The organism is Bacillus sp. Leaf49 (genome assembly GCF_001426125.1).
GTDB lineage: Bacteria > Bacillota > Bacilli > Bacillales > Bacillaceae > Bacillus > Bacillus altitudinis.
Genome location: NZ_LMRK01000020.1, coordinates 19,217 through 44,007, shown reverse-complemented (window position 1 = coordinate 44,007; position 24,791 = coordinate 19,217). Strand labels below are relative to the sequence as shown.

Genomic DNA, 24,791 nt, shown 5'->3' with positions numbered 1-24,791 from the left:
CAATGAACATTACCAATCCAGTGCTCAAAGGGTTTAACCCTGACCCAAGTATTTGCCGTGCGGGAGAGGACTATTACATGGCGGTTTCTACATTTGAATGGTTCCCGGGGGTGCAAATTTATCACTCGAAGGATCTCGTCCACTGGCGGCTCGCCGCGCGTCCCTTGCAAAAAACTTCTCAACTCGATATGAAAGGAAATCCTGATTCCGGCGGGGTTTGGGCACCGTGTTTAAGTTATGCGGATGGTCAGTTTTGGCTCATCTATTCTGATATTAAAGTAGTAGATGGTCCGTTTAAGGATGGTCATAATTATTTGGTCACAGCTGATGCAGTAGATGGCGAGTGGAGCGATCCGGTTCGACTCAATAGTTCTGGGTTTGATCCTTCCTTGTTCCATGATCCAAGCGGAAAGAAATACGTGTTGAATATGCTGTGGGACCATCGAGAAAAACATCACTCCTTTGCAGGTATAGCCTTGCAGGAATATAGTGTATCTGAAAAAAAACTAGTTGGTGAGCGGAAGGTCATTTTTAAAGGCACGCCAATCAAACTGACAGAAGCCCCGCATCTTTATTACATCAATGATGTCTATTATTTATTAACAGCTGAAGGGGGCACGCGTTACGAACATGCAGCCACAATCGCCCGTTCCTCGCGTATTGATGGGCCGTACGAGGTTCATCCTGACAACCCAATTTTAACGGCTTTTCATGCGCCTAGCCATCCACTACAAAAATGCGGGCATGCTTCCATTGTACAAACGCATACAAATGAATGGTATATGGCTCATCTGACTGGCCGCCCAATTCATTCAAGTAAGGAATCCATTTTTCAGCAAAGAGGCTGGTGCCCTTTAGGAAGAGAGACAGCCGTACAAAAGCTTGAATGGAAAGATGGCTGGCCGTATGTGGTAGGCGGAAAAGAGGGGCTCCTAGAGGTTGAAGCGCCTGCGATGAGCGTAAAAGAGTTCTCTCCAACCTATCACATAGTCGATGAATTTAAAGATTCATCGTTAAATAGACATTTTCAAACATTAAGAATCCCATTTACGGATCAGATTGGTTCAGTGACGGAAAATCCTCATCATTTAAGGCTGTATGGGCAGGAATCTTTAACGTCTAAATTTACCCAAGCATTTGTTGCGAGGCGCTGGCAAAGCTTTTATTTTGAAGCAGAGACAGCGGTTTCCTTCTTTCCGAAAAACTTTCAGCAAGCGGCAGGTCTTGTGAATTATTATAATACGGAAAATTGGACTGCACTTCAGGTGACTTATGACGAGGCGCTTGGCCGTATCCTTGAATTATCTGTGTGTGAAAATCTGGCCTTTTCTCAGCCGCTAATTAAAAAAATCATCATCCCAGACGAGATTCCGTATGTGTATTTAAAAGTGACCGTTCAGAGAGAGACGTACACGTATTCTTATTCTTTTGATCAACAAGAGTGGGAAAAAATAGATGTACCGCTTGAATCGACCCATTTATCAGATGATTTTATTCGAGGAGGGGGGTTCTTTACAGGGGCTTTTGTTGGAATGCAGTGCCAAGACACAAGCGGTGAACGTCTGCCTGCCGATTTTAAGTATTTTCGATACGAAGAAACAACTGAATAAAAAAAGACAACACTCTAAAGGCTGTCTCTCTTTAACATGTATTCCATTATGGTGAAGGCGTGACATCACGCAAAAAAGCTTCAGTGACAAGAGATGTCATCCCTAAGGCTGGTGCGTTTTGTCCTAATGATGAAGGAAGCAGCTCCACCCGTGAGCTGAATTGTGCATCCATTCTAGAGGATACTTCATCTTGAATGACACTTAGAACGGTCTGCTCAGATTCAATGACCTTGTTTCGTAAAATAACGGCTTGTGGGTTGAAGGTATGCAGAACGTTTGTGAGACCTATCCCAATGTAAAAGCCAAAGTTACGCAAGGCATTGAGTGTCTTCATATCATTTAACTTCGCCAGCCGCTCAATATCTTGATAGGTGAATGGCTGACCATCTGTTTGGAGCGATTGGAACAGTGCCTTCTCAGATGCATACAGTTCCCAGCAACCACGATTTCCGCAACTACATGTCGGTCCATTAAAGTCGATCGTCATATGTCCCATTTCACCAGAAAAACCGTTTGTGCCTCTATATAAATGATGATTGATAATGATGCCTATTCCAATACCAGTGCCGATACTTGCATAGATCAGATGGTCATAATGTTTAGCAGCACCGAAGATTTTTTCACCGTACGCACCGGCATTTGCTTCATTCTCGATAAAAACCGGTACTTGGAATGTGTCTTGGAGACTTGTTTTTAGATCGACATTTTTCCATTTTGAATGAGGCGTAAACACAATTTGTTCATCTGCATCGACCAGACCTGGTATACAAATCCCAATACCAATCAGCCCGTATGGAGAAGAAGGAATGTGCGAACGTAACTGCTGAATCAATTCAATTAATATACGGACGGTCACATCAGGTGTGCTGGATGGGAGCTTGAGCTGCTCATCATGAATCATCGACCCTTCAAGGTCTGTTAAAATGCCGTTGACATAATCAACACCGACATCAATGCCGATAGAGTAACCTGCACGTTTATTAAACATGAGGAGCACGGGTCTTCTTCCGCCGCTAGATTCGCCTTGACCGATTTCATAAACAAGATGTTCTTTCATTAATGTACTCACTTGAGAAGAAACGGTCGATTTATTTAACCCAGTGCGTTCAGATAATTTTGCTCTGGAAATTGGTGCATGGTGAAGAATTTCGTTTAGCAATAGCTTTTGATTTATTTTTTTCACAAAGTTCTGATCCGCAATATCCATTGTATCCACTCCATTTGTTTCGTCTTTAGATTAAGTGAAGAAAAGCCGCTTTTTGTCGAGTTCATTCTCTATAAAACATGCTTTTCACTTTATTATAACGAAAATATTTCTAAAAAACTAAAAAATATGGAAAATTCAAAGAGATTAGTTGGTCAACTCGTTCGTTTATTTGTTGAATCAACTTACTAAGTGAATATATAGGGGGAATCACTTATGGTCAAATCAAATATGACTTCGTTAAGTCGTTTACAGGGGATTGGCAACATTCAATATGAAGGAAAACAGTCAAAGAACCCATTCGCATTTAAATATTATGATCCGGGCGAAATGATTGGCGGAAAGTCAATGAAAGATCACCTGCGATTCTCCGTCGCTTATTGGCATACACTGACTGCTGATGGAACAGACATGTTTGGAACTGGCACGATGAAAAGGGCCTGGGATTCTTATAGTGGAATGGATTTGGCGAAGGCTAGATTGGAAGTGGCTTTTCAGCTCTTTGATCTATTGGATGTTCCGTATTTTTCATTCCATGACCGTGATATTGCACCAGAGGGCGACACGCTTCAAGAGACCAATCAGCAGCTAGACATCATCGTAGAAAGAATGAAAGATTACATGCAGCAAAGCGGGGTTCGGCTTCTATGGAACACGGCTAATATGTTTAAACATCCAAGATTTGTTCACGGTGCAGCTACATCCTGTCATGCAGATGTATTTGCCTATGCAGCTGCACAAGTGAAAAAGGGCATCGAAACAGCAAAGGAACTCGGCGCAGAAAATTATGTTTTCTGGGGAGGACGAGAAGGTTACGACACACTGCTGAATACAGATATGAAAAGAGAGCTTGACCATTTGGCGACCTTTTTGCATATGGCGGTCGATTATGCAAAAGAAATTGGATTTACAGGTCAATTTTTAATTGAGCCAAAGCCGAAGGAACCGACAACTCATCAATATGATACGGATGCAGCGACATCAATCGCCTTTTTAAAACAATATGGATTGGATACACACTTTAAATTAAATATCGAGGCCAATCATGCGACATTAGCGGGTCATACGTTTGAGCATGAGCTGCGTGTAGCAAGAATTCATGGACTGCTCGGTTCCGTTGATGCCAACCAAGGAAACTCCCTTCTAGGCTGGGACACTGATGAATTCCCAACGGATTTATATGCCACAACACTCGCCATGTATGAAATTTTGCAAAATGGCGGACTTGGAACAGGCGGTCTCAATTTTGATGCAAAAGTCAGAAGAGCCTCCTTTGAACTGGAAGATCTTCTGTATGCCCATATTGCGGGGATGGATGCATTCGCAAAAGGGCTGCGGGTGGCTCATAGACTCATAGAAGACCGTGTGTTTGAAGATGTGATCAAGCACCGGTACCGTAGTTTTTCTGAAGGAATTGGACGGGAGATTTCAGAAGGAAAGGCAAACTTTCATACATTAGAAGAATATGCACTGAAACATCCGCTCATCAGAAACGAATCTGGCAGAGAGGAACAGCTGAAAGCCAGATTGAATCAATATTTGTTAGAAGATTAATGGGGCGGGCTGCTGTTTTGAAGGAGTGAACATATGAAGTATGTGATGGGAATTGATCTTGGAACGAGCGGAGTCAAAGCGATATTAGTAGATGAGAGCGGGAAGGTATGCTGCGAGACGACTAAATCTTACCGCCTCATTCAAAGCAAACCAGGTTATTGTGAGCAAAATCCTGAAGACTGGGTAGAGCAGACGATGGCCGCGATGACAGAACTTATGGAGAGAAAGCCTGTTCAGTCAAGGCAAGTAGAAGGCATCAGTTTTTCTGGACAAATGCACGGCCTTGTTTTATTGGATGAATCCCTTCAAGTGCTCAGGCCTGCCATCTTGTGGAATGACACAAGAACAACACCGCAATGCGTGCGCATGACAGAAAAGCTAGGAGGCAGGCTGCAAGCGATCACAAAAAATCAGGCGTTAGAAGGGTTTACACTGCCAAAGTTGTTATGGGTAAAGGAACATGAACCAGAAATTGATCAACGAATCCATTTGTTTTTACTTCCAAAAGATTATGTCCGATATCGATTAACCGACGTTATTCATATGGACTATTCTGATGCGGCTGGTACGTTACTGTTGGATATGGGAGAACAAACATGGAGTGAGGAGATTTGTCAAACCTTTGATATTCCGATTCGTATTTGCCCGCCACTCGTTTCATCGGAGGCGGAGGTTGGAACACTCTTGCCGCAGATCGCAAAGGAAACCGGGATGACAGAAGAGGTGAAGGTTTTTGCGGGTGGAGCAGATAATGCTTGCGGTGCCATTGGTGCCGGCATTTTATCATCAGGTCACACATTATGCAGCATTGGCACATCAGGTGTCATTCTTTCCTATGAAGAAAATCATAACAGAGAGCTGAATGGAAACTTGCATTTGTTCCATCATGCAAAAAAAGACGCTTTTTATACAATGGGAGTCACTTTATCAGCAGGTTATAGCCTCGATTGGATTAAATCTTTACTTGCTCCGAATGAGTCGTTTAAAGCCCTTTTAGCCGGAGCAAAGGATATAGCGCCTGGCGCAAATGGATTGCTATTTACGCCATATTTAGTTGGGGAAAGAACGCCTCATGCAGATTCAGTCATTCGTGGAAGCTTCATTGGATTAGACAGCCGGCATGAAAAAGCGCATATGGTTAGAGCTGTGCTTGAAGGAATCACTTTTTCATTAAATGAATCGATCGCTTTATTCAGGCAGGCCGGAAAAAGAATAGATGCTATTGTGTCCATTGGTGGAGGTGCGAGAAGTCATACATGGCTTCAAATGCAGGCAGACATTTTTCAAGCTGAGGTGATTCAGCTTGAAAATGAGCAAGGGCCCGCGTTAGGTGCAGCGATGCTTGCAGCAGTTGGATGCGGCTGGTACGAGTCACTTGAGGCGTGCGCGGATCAGTTTATCCATCAAGCGGTCGTATTTACACCAAATCAACAGCATGTCGATGTATATGATCATCTCTTTCGTTTGTATCAAAGCATTTATACAAACACAAGAGACATTCATGCGGGTCTAGCAAAGTATCGATAATCTAGCAGTGAGTGGGGGCATGAAAGGAGGTGATGAATTCGTTTCATCTTAGAGATGACAGAATCAAAAGGATGAAAAAGGAGAGGAATGGACAATGAATTTGAAAAAATTAAGACTGTTGTTTGTGATGTGTATTGGACTGACGCTTATGCTGACGGCTGTACCAGCCCATGCGAGAACCATTACGAATAATGAAATGGGTAACCATAGCGGGTACGATTATGAATTATGGAAGGATTATGGAAACACCTCGATGACACTCAATAACGGCGGGGCATTTAGTGCAGGCTGGAACAATATCGGAAATGCTTTATTTCGAAAAGGGAAAAAGTTTGATTCTACTAGAACTCACCATCAGCTTGGCAACATCTCCATCAATTACAACGCAAGTTTTAACCCAGGCGGGAATTCCTATCTATGTGTCTATGGCTGGACACAATCTCCATTAGCAGAATACTACATTGTTGATTCATGGGGCACGTATCGTCCAACAGGAGCGTATAAAGGATCATTTTATGCTGATGGAGGCACATATGACATTTATGAAACAACCCGTGTCAATCAGCCTTCCATTATCGGGATCGCAACCTTCAAGCAATATTGGAGTGTACGTCAAACGAAACGTACAAGCGGAACGGTCTCCGTCAGTGCGCATTTTAGAAAATGGGAAAGCTTAGGGATGCCAATGGGGAAAATGTATGAAACGGCATTTACTGTAGAAGGCTACCAAAGTAGCGGAAGTGCAAATGTGATGACCAATCAGCTGTTTATTGGCAACTAAAAAAGTCAAAGAAAAGAGCCGGGAGCAAAACTCCTGGCTTTTTCTATCATAATTTTTCAACTTCGACTCTGCCGGAAAAGAACGTCGCACCACCGCCCATATCTGCCAAACGATCAGGCGTGAGGCCATTCACCAAATGTTTTTTGCCTTTTTGGTCTGCCCATAATCCCTGGCTGACAACAACACCAGATAACACATTTTGTCCGACTGACACGATCAGCTCGCATTCTCCTCGATCATTCAGCACACGAACCATGTCCCCATCTTCAATCTGTCTTTCTTTTGCATCTTGTTCATTCATATGAAGCTTCGGAAATTTCTCTAGCTTTTGATGCTTCTCATGAAGAGAGAAGGTGGAATTAAGAAAATTATGGTTTGGTCCCGGTATAAACGTTAGTGGATAATCACTTTCCTTGAATAAAGGTACATAGGTTGGGAGGGCTGGATATCCATCTTTTTTCATTTGTTCAGAGTAAAGCTCAATTTTCCCGCTTGGGGTAGGGAGCTTTAAATCTTCGAAAGGCCCTCGTTTTGCTTTGATCCACTTTTTCTCTTTTAACGCTTGATATGAAATGTTTTCATAGTGCGGATTTTCAGGATGATGAAGAGCTTGTTCCATTAGTTCCGCATCTGTGTCTTTAAAGGCTTCATCTTCAAAGCCCATCGCATGAGCCAAAAGACGAAACACTTCTGTGTTTGATTTGCTTTCTCCATAACGTTCTATAACAGGTTCTTGAATTTGAATGTAATGATGCCAGTAAGAAGTATAAAAATCCTCATTTTCAAAGGCAGAGGTCGCTGGCAGAACAATATCCGCATAAGTGGCTGTCTCTGTCATGAACAAGTCATGGACAACCGTAAATAAGTCTTCCCGCATCAAACCGTCTCTTACTTTATTTGCTTCAGGTGTCACAACAGCCGGGTTGCAAGAGTAGACAAAAAGAGAATCAATAGAAGGTTCTGCGTTCGTTAGCACGCTGCCCAGCTGATTCATATTAAATGTTCTAGGTTCGCGTTCCTTTAATAATTCCGGCCGCTGAAGAGCGATTTCATTATAACTAAGAAAAGAAGAGTTCGATTTCATCGCACCGCCGCCTTTGTGCAGCCATTGACCGGTGAGGGCAGGGAGGCAGGAGATGGTTCGAATACTCATACCGCCATTATCGTGATGCTGTAGCCCATTGCCAATACGAATGAGAGACGGCGATGTCTCTGCGTACATTCTCGCAAGTGTGATGATGTCTTCTTTCGGAACACCCGTGATTTGTTCAACCGTTTCTGGATCGTACTGCTTCACATGCTCGCGAAGTTCATTGTGACCGACCGTGTAAGTCTCTAAAAATGACGTATCTGTGAGGTCTTCTTTAAAAAGGACATGCATGATCCCGAGAGCTAGCGCACTGTCAGTGCCAGGGCGAAGCGGAATGAACCAATCTGCCATCCGGCCCGTTTGGTTTTTGTGCACATCAATGACGACAATTTTAGCCCCTTGCTTTCGAGCTTTTTGTGCCAACGTGATTTGATGCATATTGGTTGAAACCGCATTGATGCCCCAAAAGATAAATAATTTCGTATGAATGGTCTCTTCTGGGTCTGTCCCGATGCTTGCGCCCATTGTATATTTATAGCCAGTTGTTCCGGCTGACTGACAAATGGTTCGGTCTAGCTGACTTGAGCCAAGTCGATAGAAAAAGCGGCGGTCCATTCCTTCTGCATTGAGATTTCCCATATTCCCATAGAAGCTGTAAGGCAAAATGCTTTCTGGTCCTTTTTCTTCGATCAGCTTTGTCCATTTTTGACGAATGGTTTCAATCGCTTCTTCCCACGTAATTGGAGCAAACTGCCGGTCACCTTTTTGACCTACACGTTTTAATGGTGTTGTCAGACGTTTTTCATCATATAAACGAGCTGTGACATTCCGCACTTTATTGCAAATGTTTCCTTGAGTGACTGGATGATCTGGATCTCCTTGAACTTTAACGATCTTTCCGTTCTCTTTATGGATTAAAAGACCGCACTGATCAGGGCAATCTAACGAACAAACTGATTTGAATATTCCGTCTTTCATTGCTGTGTAATCGGTCATACGTTTAGCTTCCTTTCCGAATTCCGTGATCACTGTACATATGGATTTTATTTTAGCATGTTAAGACCAGGAAGGTAAGGATAAGCATATGAAAAAAAGCCCCTAATGAAAGGGACTTTTAAAAACGGGTGACCTGCACAGGAAATTCTTTGACCCCAAACACAAACGTGCTTTGAATCGGTTTCAGCTGATCTGCCGCACAGGTGATTTCCCGAAACGTACGGAGTAAAATCTCAAGTGCTAGATGAGCCTCAAGCCGGGCGAGAGGGGCACCAAGACAAAAATGGATGCCGAAGCCAAAGCTCAAATGTGGATTTGATTTTCTGTCAAGACGAAACGTATCTGGATCGTCAAACTTCCGTTCATCACGATTTGCAGATGCCACCCAGCTGATAAGATAGTCTCCTTTTTCAATGTGAGAACCGGCAATCTGAACATCCTCTGCTGCAACTCGCCCAATCGCTTGAACAGGCGGATAATAGCGTAGCGTTTCTTCTGTCAATTGAGGAATGAGAGACAGGTCTTGCCGCACTGATTCGGCGATATGCGGCTGCTCTGTTAAAAGTCGTACGGCATTTGTGATTAAATTCGTTGTTGTTTCATTACCAGCAACGAGTAAGAGTATACAAAAGCCAAGCAGTTCATTTTCTGATAAACGCTCACCGTCAATTTCCGCTTGGATGAGAAGAGAGATTAAATCATCGGCTGGCATTTCTTTTCGTTTTTGGATCAAATGAGCAAAGTACTCTGACAGCTCTTTTTCTGCTTGTTTTTGCATGTCGACAACGGCTTGAACAGCTTCTTTTGAATCATCTTTGGCTCCTGCAACTAGAGCATCTGAATGTTTTTTGATCAGCTTTCTGTCTTTCACTTCTGCACCGAGAAGCTCGGCGATGATCATGACAGGTAGGGGAGCGGCCAGATCTTGCACAATATCGAAGGTCCGTTGATCCTTTACTTGATGTAATAGATCATGGGTCAAGTCTTTGATCTTTTCTTCTATTTGTTTGATCGCTTTTGGCGTGAAGGCTTTATTGACGAGTGCTCTCATTTTGGTATGTTTTGGAGGGTCCATTGTTAAAATACTCGTTTTAGATGTGCTTCTTCCTCGCTGTGATGAAAACACTTTTGGCTGCTTCAGAACAGACTGAATATCAGCATATCGAAAGAGATCCCAGCACTTTCTCGTTTCATCGTATCGAATATCACCCTGCGATCGTAATTCATTGTAGATAGGGAATGGGAAAAGAAGGTCATCAGTAGATCGGATTTCTTTCATTGGGATGACATTGACGTAATTTTCTTTTACTTTCATTATGAACGCTCCTTTTTCACTTGATTTCCCTTTCACGGTATCACCACGAAAAACGCATTTCAACGGACATGTTTTCTAAAATATGTCAATAGTCTAATCGAAAGATTCAAACACATTCATCCTATAGGAAAATAGAAAGTCATCAAAAATGATAGCGCTTACTAAAAACTAGAATTGAAGTCACCGAAACCAAAAATAAAATGGTGAATTCAGTCGAACGAAAGGGTACTATGATTCAAATCTGTATAGTTCTTTTGATCTAAATTGATGATTTGAAAAAACACGGCTAACATACATACCGCAAGCTGTTCAGCTGGTATTCGGGACTTTTGAAAAGCGCTGGCTCTTTCTTGACACGATTTCTCATCATGTTACGATAACTAACGTGCGAAAAACACGAACAAAAAGCGAACAAGGGAGAGGATCAATATCATTGATCAAAAGAAAGTTGCTTTCATTGGAGCAGGTTCTATGGCGGAAGGAATGATTGCAGGTATTGTGCGATCAGGTCAGATGCCGCTCAGCCAAATTTACGCAACAAACAAGCAAAATAAGCAGCGATTAAACGAACTAACGAAACGCTACGGAATCCAAACAGCCACAATGGATTCATTTCCTTTTGAAGAGATGGATATGTTGATCCTGGCAATGAAGCCAAAGGATGCTGAAACAGCACTTGAATCATTAAAACCTCATATTCAGAAAGATCAGCTCATCCTGTCTGTGCTTGCAGGTGTGAAATCATCGTATATTGAAGACATGCTGCATGAAGGGCAGCCTGTTATGCGAGTAATGCCAAATACGTCAAGTACGATTGGGGCGTCGGCGACCGCATTATCTGCTGGACGTGATGTGAAAAATGAACATGTAAGCATGAGTCGAGCTCTTTTATCTGAAATGGGAGAAGTATATACCATTCAGGAAGAGCAAATGGATATTTTCACAGGAATTGCCGGAAGCGGTCCAGCTTATTTTTATTTCTTAATGGAAAGAATCGAAGAAGCTGGAGAAGAAGCTGGCTTATCAAAAGAAATGTCCCGTCAAATCGGTACACAGACACTTCTCGGTGCAGCGAAGATGCTGCAAGAAACAGCTGAAAATCCTTCTGTCCTCAGAGAAAAAATTACGTCACCTAATGGAACAACTGCTGCAGGACTAGATGCATTAGATGATTTTGGCGGAGGAGAAGCCATCAAACAGGCTGTCAAACATGCTGCCAATCGATCAAAAGAAATAAGTGAACAGCAAAAACAAAAAGTAACGATATAAATAGAGCCTCAATACAGGAGTGATAAGGTGTACGCAGATAAAGAGAGAAAACGAATTGTTGTGAAAATCGGAAGCAGCTCTCTTACTAGCTTTCAAGGTGAGATTAGTTTGAAAAAACTAGAAAACCTCGTCAATCAAATTGTAAAACTCAAAGATGAAGGACACGAAGTCATTTTGGTCTCATCTGGTGCGGTTGCAGCTGGTTACCGAAAATTAGGGTTTATTGATAGACCGAAAACACTGCCAGAAAAACAGGCGTCTGCCTCAATAGGGCAAGGGCTTTTAATGGAGTCATATTCTACTTTATTTTTATCGCACGGTTATATTGCTTCACAGCTATTAATTACAAGAAGCGATTTTTCAGATGAAACGCGCTATCAAAATGTGCGAAATACAATGAATGTGTTATTAGATCGAGGGATCATCCCGATTATTAATGAAAATGATACAGTGACGATCAATCGGTTGAAGTTTGGAGATAATGATACATTGTCTGCAAAAGTAGCTGGACTGATTGATGCGGATTTCCTCGCTATTTTATCTGATATTGACGGCTTGTATGAAGATAACCCTCATACAAATCCGAATGCGAAGAGAATTCTAGAAGTCACAGAAATCACAGAAGACATCGAAGCAGCCGCTGGAGATGCGGGAAGCAGCGTTGGCACAGGCGGAATGAAATCAAAACTCGACGCCTTTAAAATTTCAATGGCCTCAGGCATCAATGGCTTTTTGGGAAAAGCCGATACGCCTCACATTTTAGACAAAGCCATTAATGGGACAGAGGACGGCACTTATTTTACAGCTGACGAAAATTTAGCGCCGCTGAATTATAAAAAACAGTGGATTGCTTTTCATTCTGGCCCAAAAGGCGAAATCGTTGTTCAAGAGAAAACACAGGAGCTTCTCATGCATCGTGAGAAAAGTCTGGATTCTGACGGCATAGTCAATGTAAAGGGTTCGTTTAAAAAAGGCGATGTTGTCCGTATTTTAGATCAAGATGAAAGAGAAATAGGGCTTGGCATTGTCAATTATGCGTCCGACGAACTCGCACTGAACGGTGACTTGCTACAGGATGAAGTGGTGCATGTCGTAGATCTTGAAGCATTTGTTTGTCATTTAGATTTATCAATACCAGTTTGCTAATCATAAGGGAGGAATTTCATGACACTGACAGCTGAAGTTGTCACATCGGTCAAAGAAAAAGCGAAAAAAGCAAAGCACGTATCAAAAAAACTAGGCTTACTTCAAACAGAGGAAAAAAATGAGGCGCTGCTGAAAATAGCAGAAACGCTCGAACAGCAAAGTGATTTTATTTTACAGGAAAATCAAAAGGATTTAGAGGCAGGAAAAGAAAAGGGCTTCTCTGAAGCATTAATGGATCGATTAATGTTAAATGAAGAGAGAATTCATGAGTTTGCAGAAAGTTTGCGGCTTGTGACGAGATTAACAGATCCTGTTGGAGAAATATTGGATGAATGGACTCTTGAAAACGGCTTACATGTGAAAAGCCGAAGAGTACCGCTCGGCGTGATCGGGATGATCTATGAAGCGAGACCGAATGTCACTGTCGATGCAGCAGGGCTTGCCCTCAAGGCAGGCAACTCAGTGATTTTAAAAGGCGGTTCCTCCGCTATTTCTTCCAACAAAGCCATCGTCCGCGTTATTCATGAGGCATTGGATCAAACAAAGATTCCTCGTGATGCGGTACAGTTTATTGAACAAACAGACCGTTCATCGGTTCAAGCGATGTTTCATCTAAAAGAATGGATAGATGTTTTAATTCCGAGAGGCGGGGCTTCTTTAATCAAAACAGTTGTAGAAGAATCGACCATTCCAGTTCTTGAAACAGGGACAGGGAACTGCCATGTTTTTGTTGATCAAACAGCGAATGTGGAAAAAGCCATTCAGATTGTCATCAATGCGAAAACAAATCGCCCGGCCGTTTGTAATGCGCTTGAGACTCTGATCGTTCATCGCGATTGGCTGAAAGAAAATGGTGCAGCATTGAATGAAGCACTGCTTCAGCACCAAGTCACTGTGCATGGAGATCAAGACGCTCAATCCTTCTTTTCCGAAGCGGTTCCTGCGGAGGAAGTAGATTGGACAGATGAGTATTTAAGTCTGGATCTTGCGGTGAAAGTGGTTGACTCAATTGAGGACGCCATTCACCACATTGATCAGTACGGGACCAAACATTCAGAAGCCATCGTAACAGAGGATGAAAAAAACGCACAAATCTTTCTAAACGAAGTCGATGCGGCCGCTGTTTACCATAACGCATCTACACGTTTTACAGATGGCGGTGCACTAGGATATGGCGCTGAAATTGGCATTTCTACTCAAAAACTGCACGCAAGAGGGCCAATGGGACTTCCTGCACTGACAACAACAAAGCTGCTTCTATCTGGTGATGGTCAGATTAGAAGCTAGAATGAATCTAACGAACACTACCTTTCTTCTTGGGGTAGTGTTCTTTAGTGTATGATAAAAAAAGAGAGAAAAAAGGGAACGACATGGAAACGATGCTGAAGCACTGACAACTCTTGAAAAAGAAGACAAAGGGCTAAAATAAAGTCCATTTTAGCCCTTTGTCAACAATCTAGTTTTTTTATGAACTTGAACAATCTTTTTTCATGACTTTCTCAAATTTGAAAAATTCAAATGTCTCAGGCGCTAAAGGGTCATTTTCTTGATTCTTCTCATGAGGGAAGCTCGGATCTGGATGGTGCAAGTGATAAAACTCAACAATCTGAAACCCGCATTTGTTCACATAAAAATGAATGTTGCGCTTTTCAAAATAAGGAGTGACAACTTCCCACACCTTCGTTTCTGGATATTGCGCCTCAATGGCTTTCCATGCTGCCTGACCAATGCCGCGGCTGTGAGATGATGAAGAAATGTATAATAGGTCCACCGAATTGCGGTGTGTGAGAGGGTTGATTTTTAAAACAACGCCTCCTGCCTTTTGACCGTTTAGTAAAATATGATAGACAAGGTTCTCAGTCGAATAAAAAGATTCATCAATCGACTCATCAGGAGGAATTGGTCCACCTTCTGCATCGCCAAATGCATCAATGATGCCAGCTGTGAAAGCATCTTGCAGTTCTTTTTTCATCAAAGGGAAGTCTTCTTGATTTGCAAGTGATAATGTGACTTGATCTTGTGCGATTTTGTTCATGTGTAAATCCTTTCTCCACATATGTGGTGTTTCTGCATGTTATCATAAAGGATGGAGTAACTCCATAGTCAAGAAAGGAGCCCTAAAAATGATGAACGATGTTCAAAAAACATTTTTAACTGGAGAATTTGCGGCATTATTTGAAGTGAAAAAAGATACACTGCTTTATTATGATAAGATCGATTTGTTTAAGCCGGCAGGTGTTCAGGAAAATGGGTACCGTTATTATACATTTGAACAGTTTGATCATTTCATGGCCATTCAATCCCTTCGTGCTGTTCAATTTCCGATCAAACAATTAAAACAATACTTTACTGAGCCTTCTCAGGAGAAATTGCAAAGCCTTGCGGTTGAGCAAGCAGAAAAGGTCGGGGAGGAGATCCAAAAACTACAGGATATTCAATCTTTTCTTTTTCGTGTGATCGAGACAACGAATGAATTATCATCAGTGAAAACAGGGGAGGTCTTGTTTCAAGAACTGCCAGAAGAACCGATCGTCCTCAGTACATCAAACCCAATTGATTCAAACACACCTATAGAAGAAATTTCTCGAATTGTAGGAGAATTTCTGAAAGGGATTGGTATTAAAGGTGCGGCGGCAAATGGTTCTATTTTAAACAAGGAGCAGTTTTTGCAGCGTCATTATCATCAATCTGATCGGCTGTTCTGCCGAATGGAAGGACCGGATGCAGTCAAAAAGCCAGCGGGTCTATATGCAGTCATGTATCAACAAGGAACATATGAAGAAATGGAGACTGCCTATTCACGTTTATTAGATCACATCGAAGCAGAGGATATGATACTGGATGGGGATGTCTTTGAGGAGTATTTACTTCATTCTCTGATGTCTAAAAATGAAGCGGATTACATGACGAAACTTAGTGTGAAAGTCAGAAAACGGGAAGCTTAAGGCATCACAAAAAGGATAGACAGGCATTTTTACATGCTGTCTATCCTTTTTGGTGCTGTTTAACCGACTTGGTTTTCGGCAAATTGACTCATATAGAGGTCTGCATAAAAGCCTTTTTCTTTCAAAAGCTCACGATGAGTTCCTTTTTCAATGATCGTGCCATCTTTCATGACTAAAATGAGATCGGCATCTTTAATCGTTGAAAGTCGATGTGCAATAACGAAGCTTGTTCTGCCGTTCATTAATTCATTCATTGCTTTTTGAATATGCATCTCTGTCCGTGTATCGACACTGCTTGTTGCTTCATCTAAGATTAATATCTTCGGATCAGATAAGATGGCACGGGCGATGGTTAACAGCTGACGTTGACCTTGTGAGAGGTTGCCGGCATCTTCTGTTAAGAGTGTGTCATATCCATCTGGAAGGGTGCGGATGAAATCGTCTGCATAGGCATGTTTAGCGGCCTTCAACACATCCTCTTTTGAAACATGCGGTCTACCATATGCGATGTTGTCATAAATTGTGCCTTCAAAGAGCCATGTATCCTGAAGAACCATCGCAAATAAGTCACGTACTTGCTCTCGGCTGAGGTCGGTTGTTTTTACGCCGCCAATGCGAATGGAGCCTTGATCTAGCTCGTAAAAGCGCATTAACAGATTAATAATCGTTGTTTTTCCAGCGCCTGTTGGCCCAACAATGGCCACCGTTTGTCCTTCTCGGACTTGTAAATTCAAATCTTTAATAATGGGTTGATCTTTCTCATAACCGAAGTGAACGTGCTCAAAGGCCACATCTCCGGAAAGGGATTTAAGATCAATCGCTGCATCTTCTTCCGCATGTTCTTCTTCCTCATCCAGAATTTCAAACACCCGTTCAGCTGAAGCGATAGCAGATTGAACTAAGTTTGCAACACTGGATGCTTGCACAAGCGGCTGCGACATTTGCTGTGTGTATTGGATAAATGCTTGCACATCCCCAACACGAATATTCCCGTTAATGACAAGAATTCCGCCAGCAACACTTACCGCCACATAGCCAAGATTCCCAATAAAGGTCATCATTGGCATCATTAAGCCGGAGATAAATTGTGCTTTTCTTGAAGATTCATATAGTTGTTCGTTTAATTGATCAAATGTATCAATGGCTTTCTTCTCATAGCCATACGCACGAACCGTCTGATGTCCTGTGAACATTTCATTAATATGTCCATTGATCATCCCTAGTTCTTTTTGCTGTGCTTTAAAATGCTTTTGCGAAAATGATGTAATGCCTCGAATCGCAAACAAACTAAGAGGTAGCGTCAAACAAACAAGCAGTGTCAGCAGCGGACTGATGAAAAGCATCATGACGACAATACCAATGACTGTAATAACAGATGTGATCACTTGTGTGAGTGCCTGCTGTAAAGAAGTATTAATATTATCAATGTCGTTCATCACCCGGCTCAGCGTGTCTCCATGTGTTGTTTTATCAAAATAACGAAGAGGGAGACGTGTGAGTTTGTCACTCGCTTCTTGTCTTAGTTCAGCAATGGTCTGCTGCGAGACACCCGCCATTACATATTGCTGAACGAATGAGAAGAGAGATGCCACGACATATAATAGAACAAGCAACAATAAAATGCGTGAAATGACATCGAATTGAACGCCAGTTCCTTGTGTAAAACTTTCAAATAGGGAAGAGGTGGCATCCCCAAGTAATTTTGGACTGACAACATTAAAAACGGTTGAACCGATCGCTGCAATCAGGACAATGATCAGCTGAAATTTTCTCGGTTTTAAATAGCCCGTTAAACGAAGAAGTGTTTTTTTAAATTCCTTCGGTTTTTGTACTGGACCCCTTGGGTGACCGCCTTTATGTCCCATTCCAGAAGACATTTTTTTACTCATCCTTGCTCCACCTCCTGACCTTCCTGTGATGCGACTATTTCTTGATAGACAAGGTTATCTTTCAGTAACTGTTCATGTGTACCGATACCTGCTATTTTTCCATCATCTAACACAATGATTTTATCGCTATGCTTCACTGTGCTGATTCTTTGGGCCACAATAATCAAAGCAGCATGCTCTTTTTCAGCTTCTAGCGCTGACCGAAGTTTTGCATCCGTTTTGTAATCAAGGGCAGAGAAGCTATCGTCAAACAGGTAGAATGAAGGTTTTCTTACGAGTGCTCTTGCGATCGAAAGACGTTGTTTTTGACCGCCAGAGAGATTCGAACCCCCTTGGTCTATCTCTGCGTGAATTCCGCCATCTTTTTGCAAAACAAATTCTTCGGCCTGTGCTGTCCGCAGTGCCTGCCAAATCTCGTCATCTGTAGCATCTCGTTTGCCAAAGCGCACATTATCAGCAATGGTTCCGCTAAATAAAATGGCTTTTTGAGAAACATAACCCATCTGACTTCTCAGTTTCTCTTGAGGCAATTCTCTAATATCGACACCATCTAATGTAATTTTTCCTTCTGTTGCTTCATAAAAACGTGTCATCAGCTGAAGAAGTGTCGTTTTCCCGGAACCTGTACTGCCGATGATCGCCGTCGTTTCACCCTTTTTGGCTTCAAACGTCATGTCTTGAACGGCTGGTTTTTCAGCATTTGAATAATAAAATGACACATCCTCAAAGCGAATGGACTGGGCTGGCTGATCAAGTTTAGTGACAGCTTCTTTTTTGTCTTTAATTTTTGGTTCTAGATTTAACACTTCATTCATCCGTTTAGCTGATGCCTGAGCTCTAGGCACCATAATAAAACTCATAGACAGCATAATGAGTGCCATTAAAATCATCATCGCATATTGAATGAAGGCGATTAGATTCCCGACTTCCATCTGTCCGGCATCAATCCGATTAGCGCCAATCCAGACAATGCCGATATTCGTGAAGTTCATGATAATGAGCATAAAAGGGAACAAGTACGCCATTAATCGATTGACTTTAAGGCCAGTATCCTTATACGATGTATTGGCTTCTTGAAAACGTTCTTTTTCGTCATCTACTCGGTTAAACGCTCGAATGACCCGAATGCCTGAAAGCGACTCTCTCATAATCAAGTTCAGCCGGTCCGTTTTTTTCTGAAGCTGGCCAAAGAGGGGGATCGCTTTTCTCGACACTAAATAAATGAACCCGCCAAGAAGGGGAAGAGCTGCTAAAAAGATGAGAGATAACACAGCATCTCTAGATACAGCCAAAATAATTCCACCAACGAGCATAAGAGGCGCCCGTGTCATCATTTGTAAGATCATGATCGTGACATCTTGAACTTGTTTCACATCATTTGTGGATCTTGTAATAAAGGAAGATGTCCCGATTTTTTGAAATTCTTCTAATGAGAATTGTTCGACATGCACAAACAGCTGTCTTCTCATATCACGCCCGAAGCCTAGAGCTGTCTTAGATGACAAGTAGGACTTCCAAATCGTGAGCAAGATGGCAAGTAAAGAACAACCCACCATCCAGCCCCCAACTTTCCATATATAAGCGACATCTCCTTGGACGATCCCGACATCAACGATATCTGCCGTAAGCGTCGGTAAATACAGCTGGAGCATACTGCTTAAAAAGGTGAGAATCACAATGGACACAACGGATAGCCGATAGGGCTTTAAAAACGATAAAATTGATTTCATACGATTACCTTTCTTCCATATAGTCTGTTGTTCTGTAACTCATCATATACAAAGAGGGATTATTTCTACAAATGAAATGTCTTGTTTTAATGAATTATTTATATTGTTCAATTTTTGAAAAGAAGTCCTTTACAAACATATAAAAATCATGGGCAGAAGGAGACATCTCTCTCGATTTAGACGCAATAATTCCGACCGTTCTTCTCACTTGAGGGAAATCAATGGGAATTTTCACTGTAAATCGCGGTGTTGTTTCATAAAAAGCACTTTCGGGTAATAAAGTAACGCCCATACCCGCTGACACAAGACCTTTAATGGCATCCAAATCTTCTCCTTCAGATGAGATAGTTGGCTCATAGCCAGCCTGCTTACAGGCATCAACCGCAATTTGTCTCAGCACATATCCTTCAGGAAATAAAACGAAATGGTCTTTTCTCAAATCACTTAAATGAATACTTCTTTGCCCGCTAAAGGGGTGACTAATAGGCAAAAGGGCATAAATGCTTTCGGAAAACAAGATATTTCCTTCTATTTGAGGATCGTTTGTCGGGACGGGTCCTAAAAAGGCAAGATCAATGTCTCGATTTTTGACAGCTTCAATCAGAAACTTATAGGAACCTTGACGAAGTAAAAAATCGACCTCTGGATATTCCATCTTAAATGCGGAAATGACAGAAGGGAGCACTTGGCTTGCTAGACTTGTAGGAAATCCAATGTTCACTGTCCCTTTGTGGGGGTCTAAGTATTCATCAATTTGTTCTTTGGCGTAATCTATCGCTTTTAGGGCAGTTCTGACATGGTCCAAAAATTGTCTGCCGATTTTCGTTAATTTGATATTTCGTCCTTCTCGTTCGAATAAAGCCACTCCAAGTTCTTCTTCTAAATTGGCAATCTGCCGGCTGATGGCAGATTGGGCAACGTGTAAGTTTTCAGCCGCTTCTGACACGTGTTCACGGTCAGCAACTTCTACAAAATAACGTAATTGACGAAGCTCCATTTTTGCACTTCACACCCATCTATCTCAAAAAGAGATTGTTTTGATCTAAATTATATATTGTTTATATTAATTTGAAAACTTAAAATAAGTTACAGAGTTTGTGAGATTTTATTACTGTGAAAAAACGGATCTTTTAAACGGGGGAGAGAAACGATGACTTATAATCAACTACCACAACCACAAGGTCTCTACCGTCCTGAATTTGAACATGATGCATGTGGAATCGGACTGTACGCCCATTTAAAAGGGGAGGCGACACATAGCATCGTCAAAAAGGGATTGCAAATGCTGTGCCAGCTTGATCACCGCGGCGGGCAAGGCAGTGATCCGTATACAGGTGATGGTGCCGGATTAATGGTACAACTGCCAGACGCTTTTTTTAGAAAGAACTGCCAAGACTTTGCACTTCCTGAAAAGGGCCGTTACGGGGTAGGAATGGTGTTCTTTTCAAAAGATGATGATGCCAAAACGCGTCAAGCGATCGAACAAAAGATCAACGGCTTCATTAAACAAGAAGGGCAAACATTAATTGGCTGGAGAACGGTCCCTGTTGATGCTGGGAAAATTGGAACGGTTGCAGCGAAGAGCTGTCCGGTTGTCCGGCAAGTGTTCATCGGAGCAAACGACAACGTAACAGACCGTTTGTCATTTGAACGAAAATTATACGTCATCCGTAAGCAGGCTGAAAACTGGGGAACAGCAGAAGAAAAACAATTTTACTTTGTCAGTCTGTCTAGTCAAACCATTGTATATAAGGGACTTTTAACATCAGATCAAGTTGATGCTTTTTATCTTGATCTACAGGATGAAACATTTGTTTCTGCATTTTCACTCGTTCATTCAAGATTTAGTACAAATACATTCCCGACATGGGAACGAGCGCATCCAAACCGTTACTTAATTCATAACGGAGAAATCAACACATTAAGAGGAAACATCAATTGGATGAGAGCAAGAGAACAACAATTCGTGTCTGAAGCCTTCGGAGAAGATCTAGACAAGATTTTGCCAGTGCTGAATGCAGACGGAAGTGATTCATCCATTTTAGACAATGCCTTTGAATTTTTCGTGCTTGCAGGGCGTACTCCTGCTCATACAGCGATGATGCTGATTCCTGAGCCGTGGACGGAGAATACGCACATGTCTAAAGAGAAACGGGCATTTTATGAATATCATAGTTCGTTAATGGAGCCGTGGGATGGTCCGACAGCGATTTCGTTTACGGATGGTAAACAAATCGGCGCCATCTTAGACCGGAACGGATTAAGACCCGCGAGATACTACGTGACAAATGACGATCATATCATTTTCTCATCTGAGGTCGGCGTCATCGACACAAATGAAGAAGATGTGAAGTATAAAGACCGTCTTGAACCAGGTAAAATGCTGTTAATCGATTTAGAAGAAGGACGCATTATTTCTGATGAAGAAGTGAAATCTTCGATTGCGAATGAACTTCCTTATCAAAAATGGCTCGATGAAGAAATGGTTCACGTCAATCGCTCTGAAGAAAATTCAGAAAATTCTAGTATCATGAGTGACTTGTTAACACGTCAGCGTGCTTTCCATTATACGTACGAAGACATTCAAAAGTATTTAATTCCTTTACTAGAAGAAGGAAAGGACCCAATCGGCTCGATGGGAAGTGATACACCGCTTGCTGTGTTATCAGATCGTGCGCAGTCGCTGTTTTCTTATTTCAAACAGCTGTTTGCTCAAGTCACGAACCCGCCAATTGATGCCATTCGTGAGCAGCTCGTTACATCGACCATGACTTGGTTAGGTGCTGAGGGAGATATTTTACATCCAAATGAATATTCATGCCGAAGAATTAAACTTTATACACCTGTTTTAACAAGCGGGCAGTTCAACGGCTTGAAAACGATTGTTCATAACGCCTTTAAAAGCAAAACGATTCATACACTTTTCACTGATGACCTAAAACGTGGTCTTGATGCGATGTTTGAAGAGGCAGAAAAAGCGATTCGTGAAGGGGTATCTTTACTAATTCTTTCCGATCGTGACATGACGGAAGAAAAAGTGCCGATTCCACCACTTCTTGCATTGAGTGCACTTCATCAGCATCTTGTGCGTCAAGGCTTACGAACAAAGGTGAGCTTAATCGTCGAATCTGGAGAAGTAAGAGAGGTTCATCATTTTGCCGCACTGATTGGCTACGGTGCAGATGCGATCCATCCGTACCTCGTTTACGAAACATACAAACAGCTTATTGCTGAAGAAGCGATTGCGATTAGCTTTGATGAAGCTGTCACAAAGTTTGGGAAAAGTGTGACTGAGGGCGTAGTTAAAGTAATGTCTAAAGTGGGAATTTCCACTGTCCAAAGCTATCGAGGCGCACAAATTTTTGAAGCAGTCGGCATTAGTGAAGATGTCATCCAGGCGTATTTCACAGGAACAGCTTCTCAGCTAGGCGGTATTGATCTTGACACCATTGCAAGTGAAGCAAAGCTTCGTCATGAGGCTGGGTATCAGGCATCAACTGATCAAACGCTAGAATCAGGCAGTGAGTTCCAGTGGAGAAAAAATGGAGAGCATCATGCCTTTAACCCAAAAACCATTCATACCCTTCAGTGGGCATGCCGCAACGAAGATTATGATCTATTTAAGCAATATACGAAGGCGGCGGATGAAGAACGAATTGGTTTCCTTAGAAATCTATTTGCTTTTCATTCAAAACAAAAGCCAGTTCGTCTAGAAGAAGTTGAATCTGCTGAATCCATTGTACGCCGCTTTAAGACAGGTGCGATGTCATTTGGTTCATTAAGTAAAGAAGCGCATGAAGCACTAGCGATTGCGATGAACCGAATTGGCGGCAAAAGCAACAGCGGAGAAGGCGGGGAAGACCCTGCACGCTTCACAGTAGATGAGCACGGGGATGATCGCAGAAGTGCGATTAAACAGATTGCTTCTGGCCGCTTTGGCGTGAAAAGTCATTATTTAGTCAATGCAGATGAACTGCAAATTAAAATGGCGCAAGGGGCAAAGCCTGGAGAAGGTGGACAACTGCCAGGGAATAAAGTATATCCTTGGGTCGCAGACGTACGTGGTTCTACGCCAGGTGTTGGCCTAATCTCACCACCGCCTCACCATGATATTTATTCAATCGAGGATTTGGCTCAATTGATCCATGATTTGAAAAATGCAAACCGTGATGCACGCATCAGTGTCAAGCTAGTTTCTAAAGCTGGCGTTGGTACGATTGCAGCAGGTGTCGCAAAAGGGACAGCGGATGTCATCGTGATTAGTGGATATGATGGCGGTACTGGGGCTTCTCCGAAAACAAGTATTAAACATACAGGACTTCCTTGGGAGCTTGGATTGGCAGAAGCGCATCAAACCCTTGTCTTAAACGGCCTTCGAGAGCGAGTCGTTCTTGAAACGGATGGCAAATTAATGACAGGACGCGACGTTGTCATGGCTGCGATTTTAGGAGCAGAAGAATACGGCTTTGCGACAGCTCCACTTGTCGTATTAGGATGCGTCATGATGAGAGCATGTCATTTAGATACTTGCCCAGTCGGTGTCGCTACTCAAAACCCGGAACTTCGCAAAAAATTCATGGGTGACCCTGATCACATTGTCAACTTCATGATGTTTATTGCAGAGGAAGTAAGAGAAATCTTAGCTGAACTTGGATTTACATCAATGGATGAATTGATTGGACGTACGGATGTCTTATCAGTAAGTGAAAGAGCAAAATCACACTGGAAAGCAGGACAGCTGAACCTTGAAACCCTGCTTTATCAGCCAGAGGGAGCACGCACATTCAGAACGCCGCAAAATCATAAAATTGATGAATCACTGGATATGAATGAGATTCTCCCTTATGTACAGGAAGCGCTCGATCATCAAACACCAGTTGATCTGTCACTAAACATTCGCAACATTCACCGTGTAGCTGGAACGATTACGGGAAGTGAAGTGTCTAAGCGCTACGGAGAAGAAGGCCTGCCAGAGGATACGATCACACTTCGGTTCACTGGTTCAGCTGGACAAAGCTTCGGCGCATTTGTTCCAAAGGGGATGTCTTTATATTTAACAGGTGACTCAAATGACTATATCGGCAAAGGACTCTCTGGAGGCAAAATTGCTGTCAAAACATCTGATCACTTTGTACAAAATGGACATGAGAACGTGATTGTCGGTAACGTTGCATTTTACGGCGCGACAAGCGGAAAAGCGTATATTAACGGTCGTGCAGGTGAACGATTTGCCGTTCGTAATTCAGGTGTCAATGTGGTCGTTGAAGGAATCGGTGATCACGGCTGTGAATACATGACTGGCGGACGTGTTGTCATTTTAGGTGACGTCGGGAAAAACTTTGGCGCAGGGATGTCTGGCGGTATCGCTTATGTGCATACATCCGATGCAAAACAGTTCAAAAGAATGTGCAACATGGAAATGATCATGTTTGAAAAACTCACAGATCACGAAGAAGAACAAGAAGTGAAGCAAATGATTCAGGAACACCTTGATTATACAAACAGCTCAAAAGCAGCAGCGCTTCTAGAGAACTGGGCACAAGAAAAGAATCACTTCATTAAGATCATTCCGAGAAATTACAAAATGATGCTTCAAAGCATTGAGGAACAAAAACAAGCAGGCCTCAGCCACGAGGAAGCCGTTATGTTCGCATTTGAAGCAAACACAAAACCGAAAAATAAAGAAACGGCAAACGGGCAAAAAGCAGCCGTCGCTCATTAAGAAAGGGGAGAGG

At 42.4% G+C, this 24,791-nt stretch carries 16 protein-coding genes; 9 read left to right on the top strand and 7 right to left on the bottom strand.

Translation table 11 applies throughout. From position 1 onward, the window contains the following. Window positions 1-2: 2 nt before the first annotated feature. Window positions 3-1,610: a glycoside hydrolase family 43 protein gene (locus ASG46_RS09780; protein WP_056704332.1), complete on the top strand. Its 1,608-nt coding sequence runs from the start codon at window positions 3-5 to the stop codon at window positions 1,608-1,610. A 46-nt stretch (window positions 1,611-1,656) separates the two neighbouring features. Here the strand turns inward: ASG46_RS09780 and xylR are convergent, their stop codons facing one another. Then, complete coding sequence (gene xylR / locus ASG46_RS09775) at window positions 1,657-2,817, bottom strand: transcriptional repressor XylR (protein ID WP_056704330.1); 1,161 nt, start codon at window positions 2,815-2,817, stop codon at window positions 1,657-1,659. Between the two features lie 213 nt (window positions 2,818-3,030). Here xylR and xylA point away from each other — a divergent pair, with 213 nt between their 5' ends. From xylA to ASG46_RS09760, 3 genes are all read left to right on the top strand, one after another. After that, window positions 3,031-4,368, top strand: a complete 1,338-nt coding sequence (gene xylA, locus ASG46_RS09770) for a xylose isomerase (protein WP_056704327.1) — start codon at window positions 3,031-3,033, stop codon at window positions 4,366-4,368. A 33-nt stretch (window positions 4,369-4,401) separates the two neighbouring features. Beyond that, the gene (gene xylB, locus ASG46_RS09765) at window positions 4,402-5,895 is read left to right on the top strand and encodes a xylulokinase (RefSeq protein ID WP_056704326.1); all 1,494 of its coding nucleotides are present in this window, start codon (window positions 4,402-4,404) and stop codon (window positions 5,893-5,895) included. Window positions 5,896-5,989: 94 nt separating this feature from the next. Beyond that, on the top strand, window positions 5,990-6,676 hold the full coding sequence (locus ASG46_RS09760; RefSeq protein ID WP_056704324.1) for a glycoside hydrolase family 11 protein: 687 nt from the start codon (window positions 5,990-5,992) through the stop codon (window positions 6,674-6,676). Between the two features lie 46 nt (window positions 6,677-6,722). Here the strand turns inward: ASG46_RS09760 and ASG46_RS09755 are convergent, their stop codons facing one another. Next, the gene (locus ASG46_RS09755) at window positions 6,723-8,762 is read right to left on the bottom strand and encodes a molybdopterin oxidoreductase family protein (protein WP_056704322.1); all 2,040 of its coding nucleotides are present in this window, start codon (window positions 8,760-8,762) and stop codon (window positions 6,723-6,725) included. 118 nt (window positions 8,763-8,880) lie between these two features. Next, window positions 8,881-10,077 (bottom strand): cytochrome P450, encoded by a 1,197-nt coding sequence (locus ASG46_RS09750; protein WP_056704320.1) that lies wholly within the window; start codon window positions 10,075-10,077, stop codon window positions 8,881-8,883. Window positions 10,078-10,548: 471 nt separating this feature from the next. On the opposite strand from ASG46_RS09750, the gene proC reads away from it, so the two are divergent. Genes proC through ASG46_RS09735 form a run of 3 tightly spaced genes read left to right on the top strand, consistent with a single transcriptional unit; the run spans window position 10,549 to window position 13,779 of the window. Beyond that, entirely contained in the window at window positions 10,549-11,346 is a 798-nt protein-coding gene (proC, locus tag ASG46_RS09745; RefSeq protein WP_019743319.1) for a pyrroline-5-carboxylate reductase, read from the top strand. Window positions 11,347-11,373: 27 nt separating this feature from the next. Further along, window positions 11,374-12,492 carry a glutamate 5-kinase gene (proB, locus tag ASG46_RS09740; RefSeq protein ID WP_025207481.1) on the top strand — a complete coding sequence of 373 codons (1,119 nt, stop codon included), beginning with the start codon at window positions 11,374-11,376 and terminating at the stop codon, window positions 12,490-12,492. 18 nt (window positions 12,493-12,510) lie between these two features. Further along, window positions 12,511-13,779: a glutamate-5-semialdehyde dehydrogenase gene (locus ASG46_RS09735; RefSeq protein WP_056704318.1), complete on the top strand. Its 1,269-nt coding sequence runs from the start codon at window positions 12,511-12,513 to the stop codon at window positions 13,777-13,779. A 178-nt stretch (window positions 13,780-13,957) separates the two neighbouring features. Here the strand turns inward: ASG46_RS09735 and ASG46_RS09730 are convergent, their stop codons facing one another. After that, entirely contained in the window at window positions 13,958-14,527 is a 570-nt protein-coding gene (locus tag ASG46_RS09730) for a GNAT family N-acetyltransferase (protein WP_056704317.1), read from the bottom strand. An 88-nt stretch (window positions 14,528-14,615) separates the two neighbouring features. On the opposite strand from ASG46_RS09730, the gene ASG46_RS09725 reads away from it, so the two are divergent. Then, window positions 14,616-15,437 carry a MerR family transcriptional regulator gene (locus tag ASG46_RS09725; RefSeq protein WP_056704314.1) on the top strand — a complete coding sequence of 274 codons (822 nt, stop codon included), beginning with the start codon at window positions 14,616-14,618 and terminating at the stop codon, window positions 15,435-15,437. A 59-nt stretch (window positions 15,438-15,496) separates the two neighbouring features. Here ASG46_RS09725 and ASG46_RS09720 read toward each other — a convergent pair whose 3' ends face one another. From ASG46_RS09720 to ASG46_RS09710, 3 genes are all read right to left on the bottom strand, one after another. Then, window positions 15,497-17,326, bottom strand: coding sequence for an ABC transporter ATP-binding protein (locus tag ASG46_RS09720; protein WP_017359463.1), 1,830 nt, complete (start codon window positions 17,324-17,326; stop codon window positions 15,497-15,499). Continuing rightward, window positions 17,323-19,056, bottom strand: coding sequence for an ABC transporter ATP-binding protein (locus ASG46_RS09715; RefSeq protein WP_056704312.1), 1,734 nt, complete (start codon window positions 19,054-19,056; stop codon window positions 17,323-17,325). Before ASG46_RS09715 ends, ASG46_RS09720 begins: the two co-directional genes overlap by 4 nt. Window positions 19,057-19,150: 94 nt before the next feature. After that, window positions 19,151-20,053 (bottom strand): LysR family transcriptional regulator, encoded by a 903-nt coding sequence (locus ASG46_RS09710; RefSeq protein WP_056704310.1) that lies wholly within the window; start codon window positions 20,051-20,053, stop codon window positions 19,151-19,153. A gap of 153 nt (window positions 20,054-20,206) precedes the next feature. On the opposite strand from ASG46_RS09710, the gene gltB reads away from it, so the two are divergent. After that, complete coding sequence (gene gltB, locus ASG46_RS09705; protein WP_056704309.1) at window positions 20,207-24,778, top strand: glutamate synthase large subunit; 4,572 nt, start codon at window positions 20,207-20,209, stop codon at window positions 24,776-24,778. The last annotated feature ends 13 nt before the right edge of the window (window positions 24,779-24,791 follow it).

Coding starts and splice junctions, on each gene's coding strand:
- gltB (WP_056704309.1), top strand. CDS start 20,207: ATGACTTATAATCAACTACCACAACCACAAGGTCTCTACCGTCCTGAA.
- ASG46_RS09715 (WP_056704312.1), bottom strand. CDS start 19,056: ATGAAATCAATTTTATCGTTTTTAAAGCCCTATCGGCTATCCGTTGTG.
- ASG46_RS09755 (WP_056704322.1), bottom strand. CDS start 8,762: ATGACCGATTACACAGCAATGAAAGACGGAATATTCAAATCAGTTTGT.
- ASG46_RS09750 (WP_056704320.1), bottom strand. CDS start 10,077: ATGAAAGTAAAAGAAAATTACGTCAATGTCATCCCAATGAAAGAAATC.
- ASG46_RS09730 (WP_056704317.1), bottom strand. CDS start 14,527: ATGAACAAAATCGCACAAGATCAAGTCACATTATCACTTGCAAATCAA.
- ASG46_RS09780 (WP_056704332.1), top strand. CDS start 3: ATGAACATTACCAATCCAGTGCTCAAAGGGTTTAACCCTGACCCAAGT.
- ASG46_RS09760 (WP_056704324.1), top strand. CDS start 5,990: ATGAATTTGAAAAAATTAAGACTGTTGTTTGTGATGTGTATTGGACTG.
- xylA (WP_056704327.1), top strand. CDS start 3,031: ATGGTCAAATCAAATATGACTTCGTTAAGTCGTTTACAGGGGATTGGC.
- xylB (WP_056704326.1), top strand. CDS start 4,402: ATGAAGTATGTGATGGGAATTGATCTTGGAACGAGCGGAGTCAAAGCG.
- proC (WP_019743319.1), top strand. CDS start 10,549: ATGGCGGAAGGAATGATTGCAGGTATTGTGCGATCAGGTCAGATGCCG.
- ASG46_RS09725 (WP_056704314.1), top strand. CDS start 14,616: ATGATGAACGATGTTCAAAAAACATTTTTAACTGGAGAATTTGCGGCA.
- ASG46_RS09720 (WP_017359463.1), bottom strand. CDS start 17,326: ATGAGTAAAAAAATGTCTTCTGGAATGGGACATAAAGGCGGTCACCCA.
- xylR (WP_056704330.1), bottom strand. CDS start 2,817: ATGGATATTGCGGATCAGAACTTTGTGAAAAAAATAAATCAAAAGCTA.
- ASG46_RS09710 (WP_056704310.1), bottom strand. CDS start 20,053: ATGGAGCTTCGTCAATTACGTTATTTTGTAGAAGTTGCTGACCGTGAA.
- ASG46_RS09735 (WP_056704318.1), top strand. CDS start 12,511: ATGACACTGACAGCTGAAGTTGTCACATCGGTCAAAGAAAAAGCGAAA.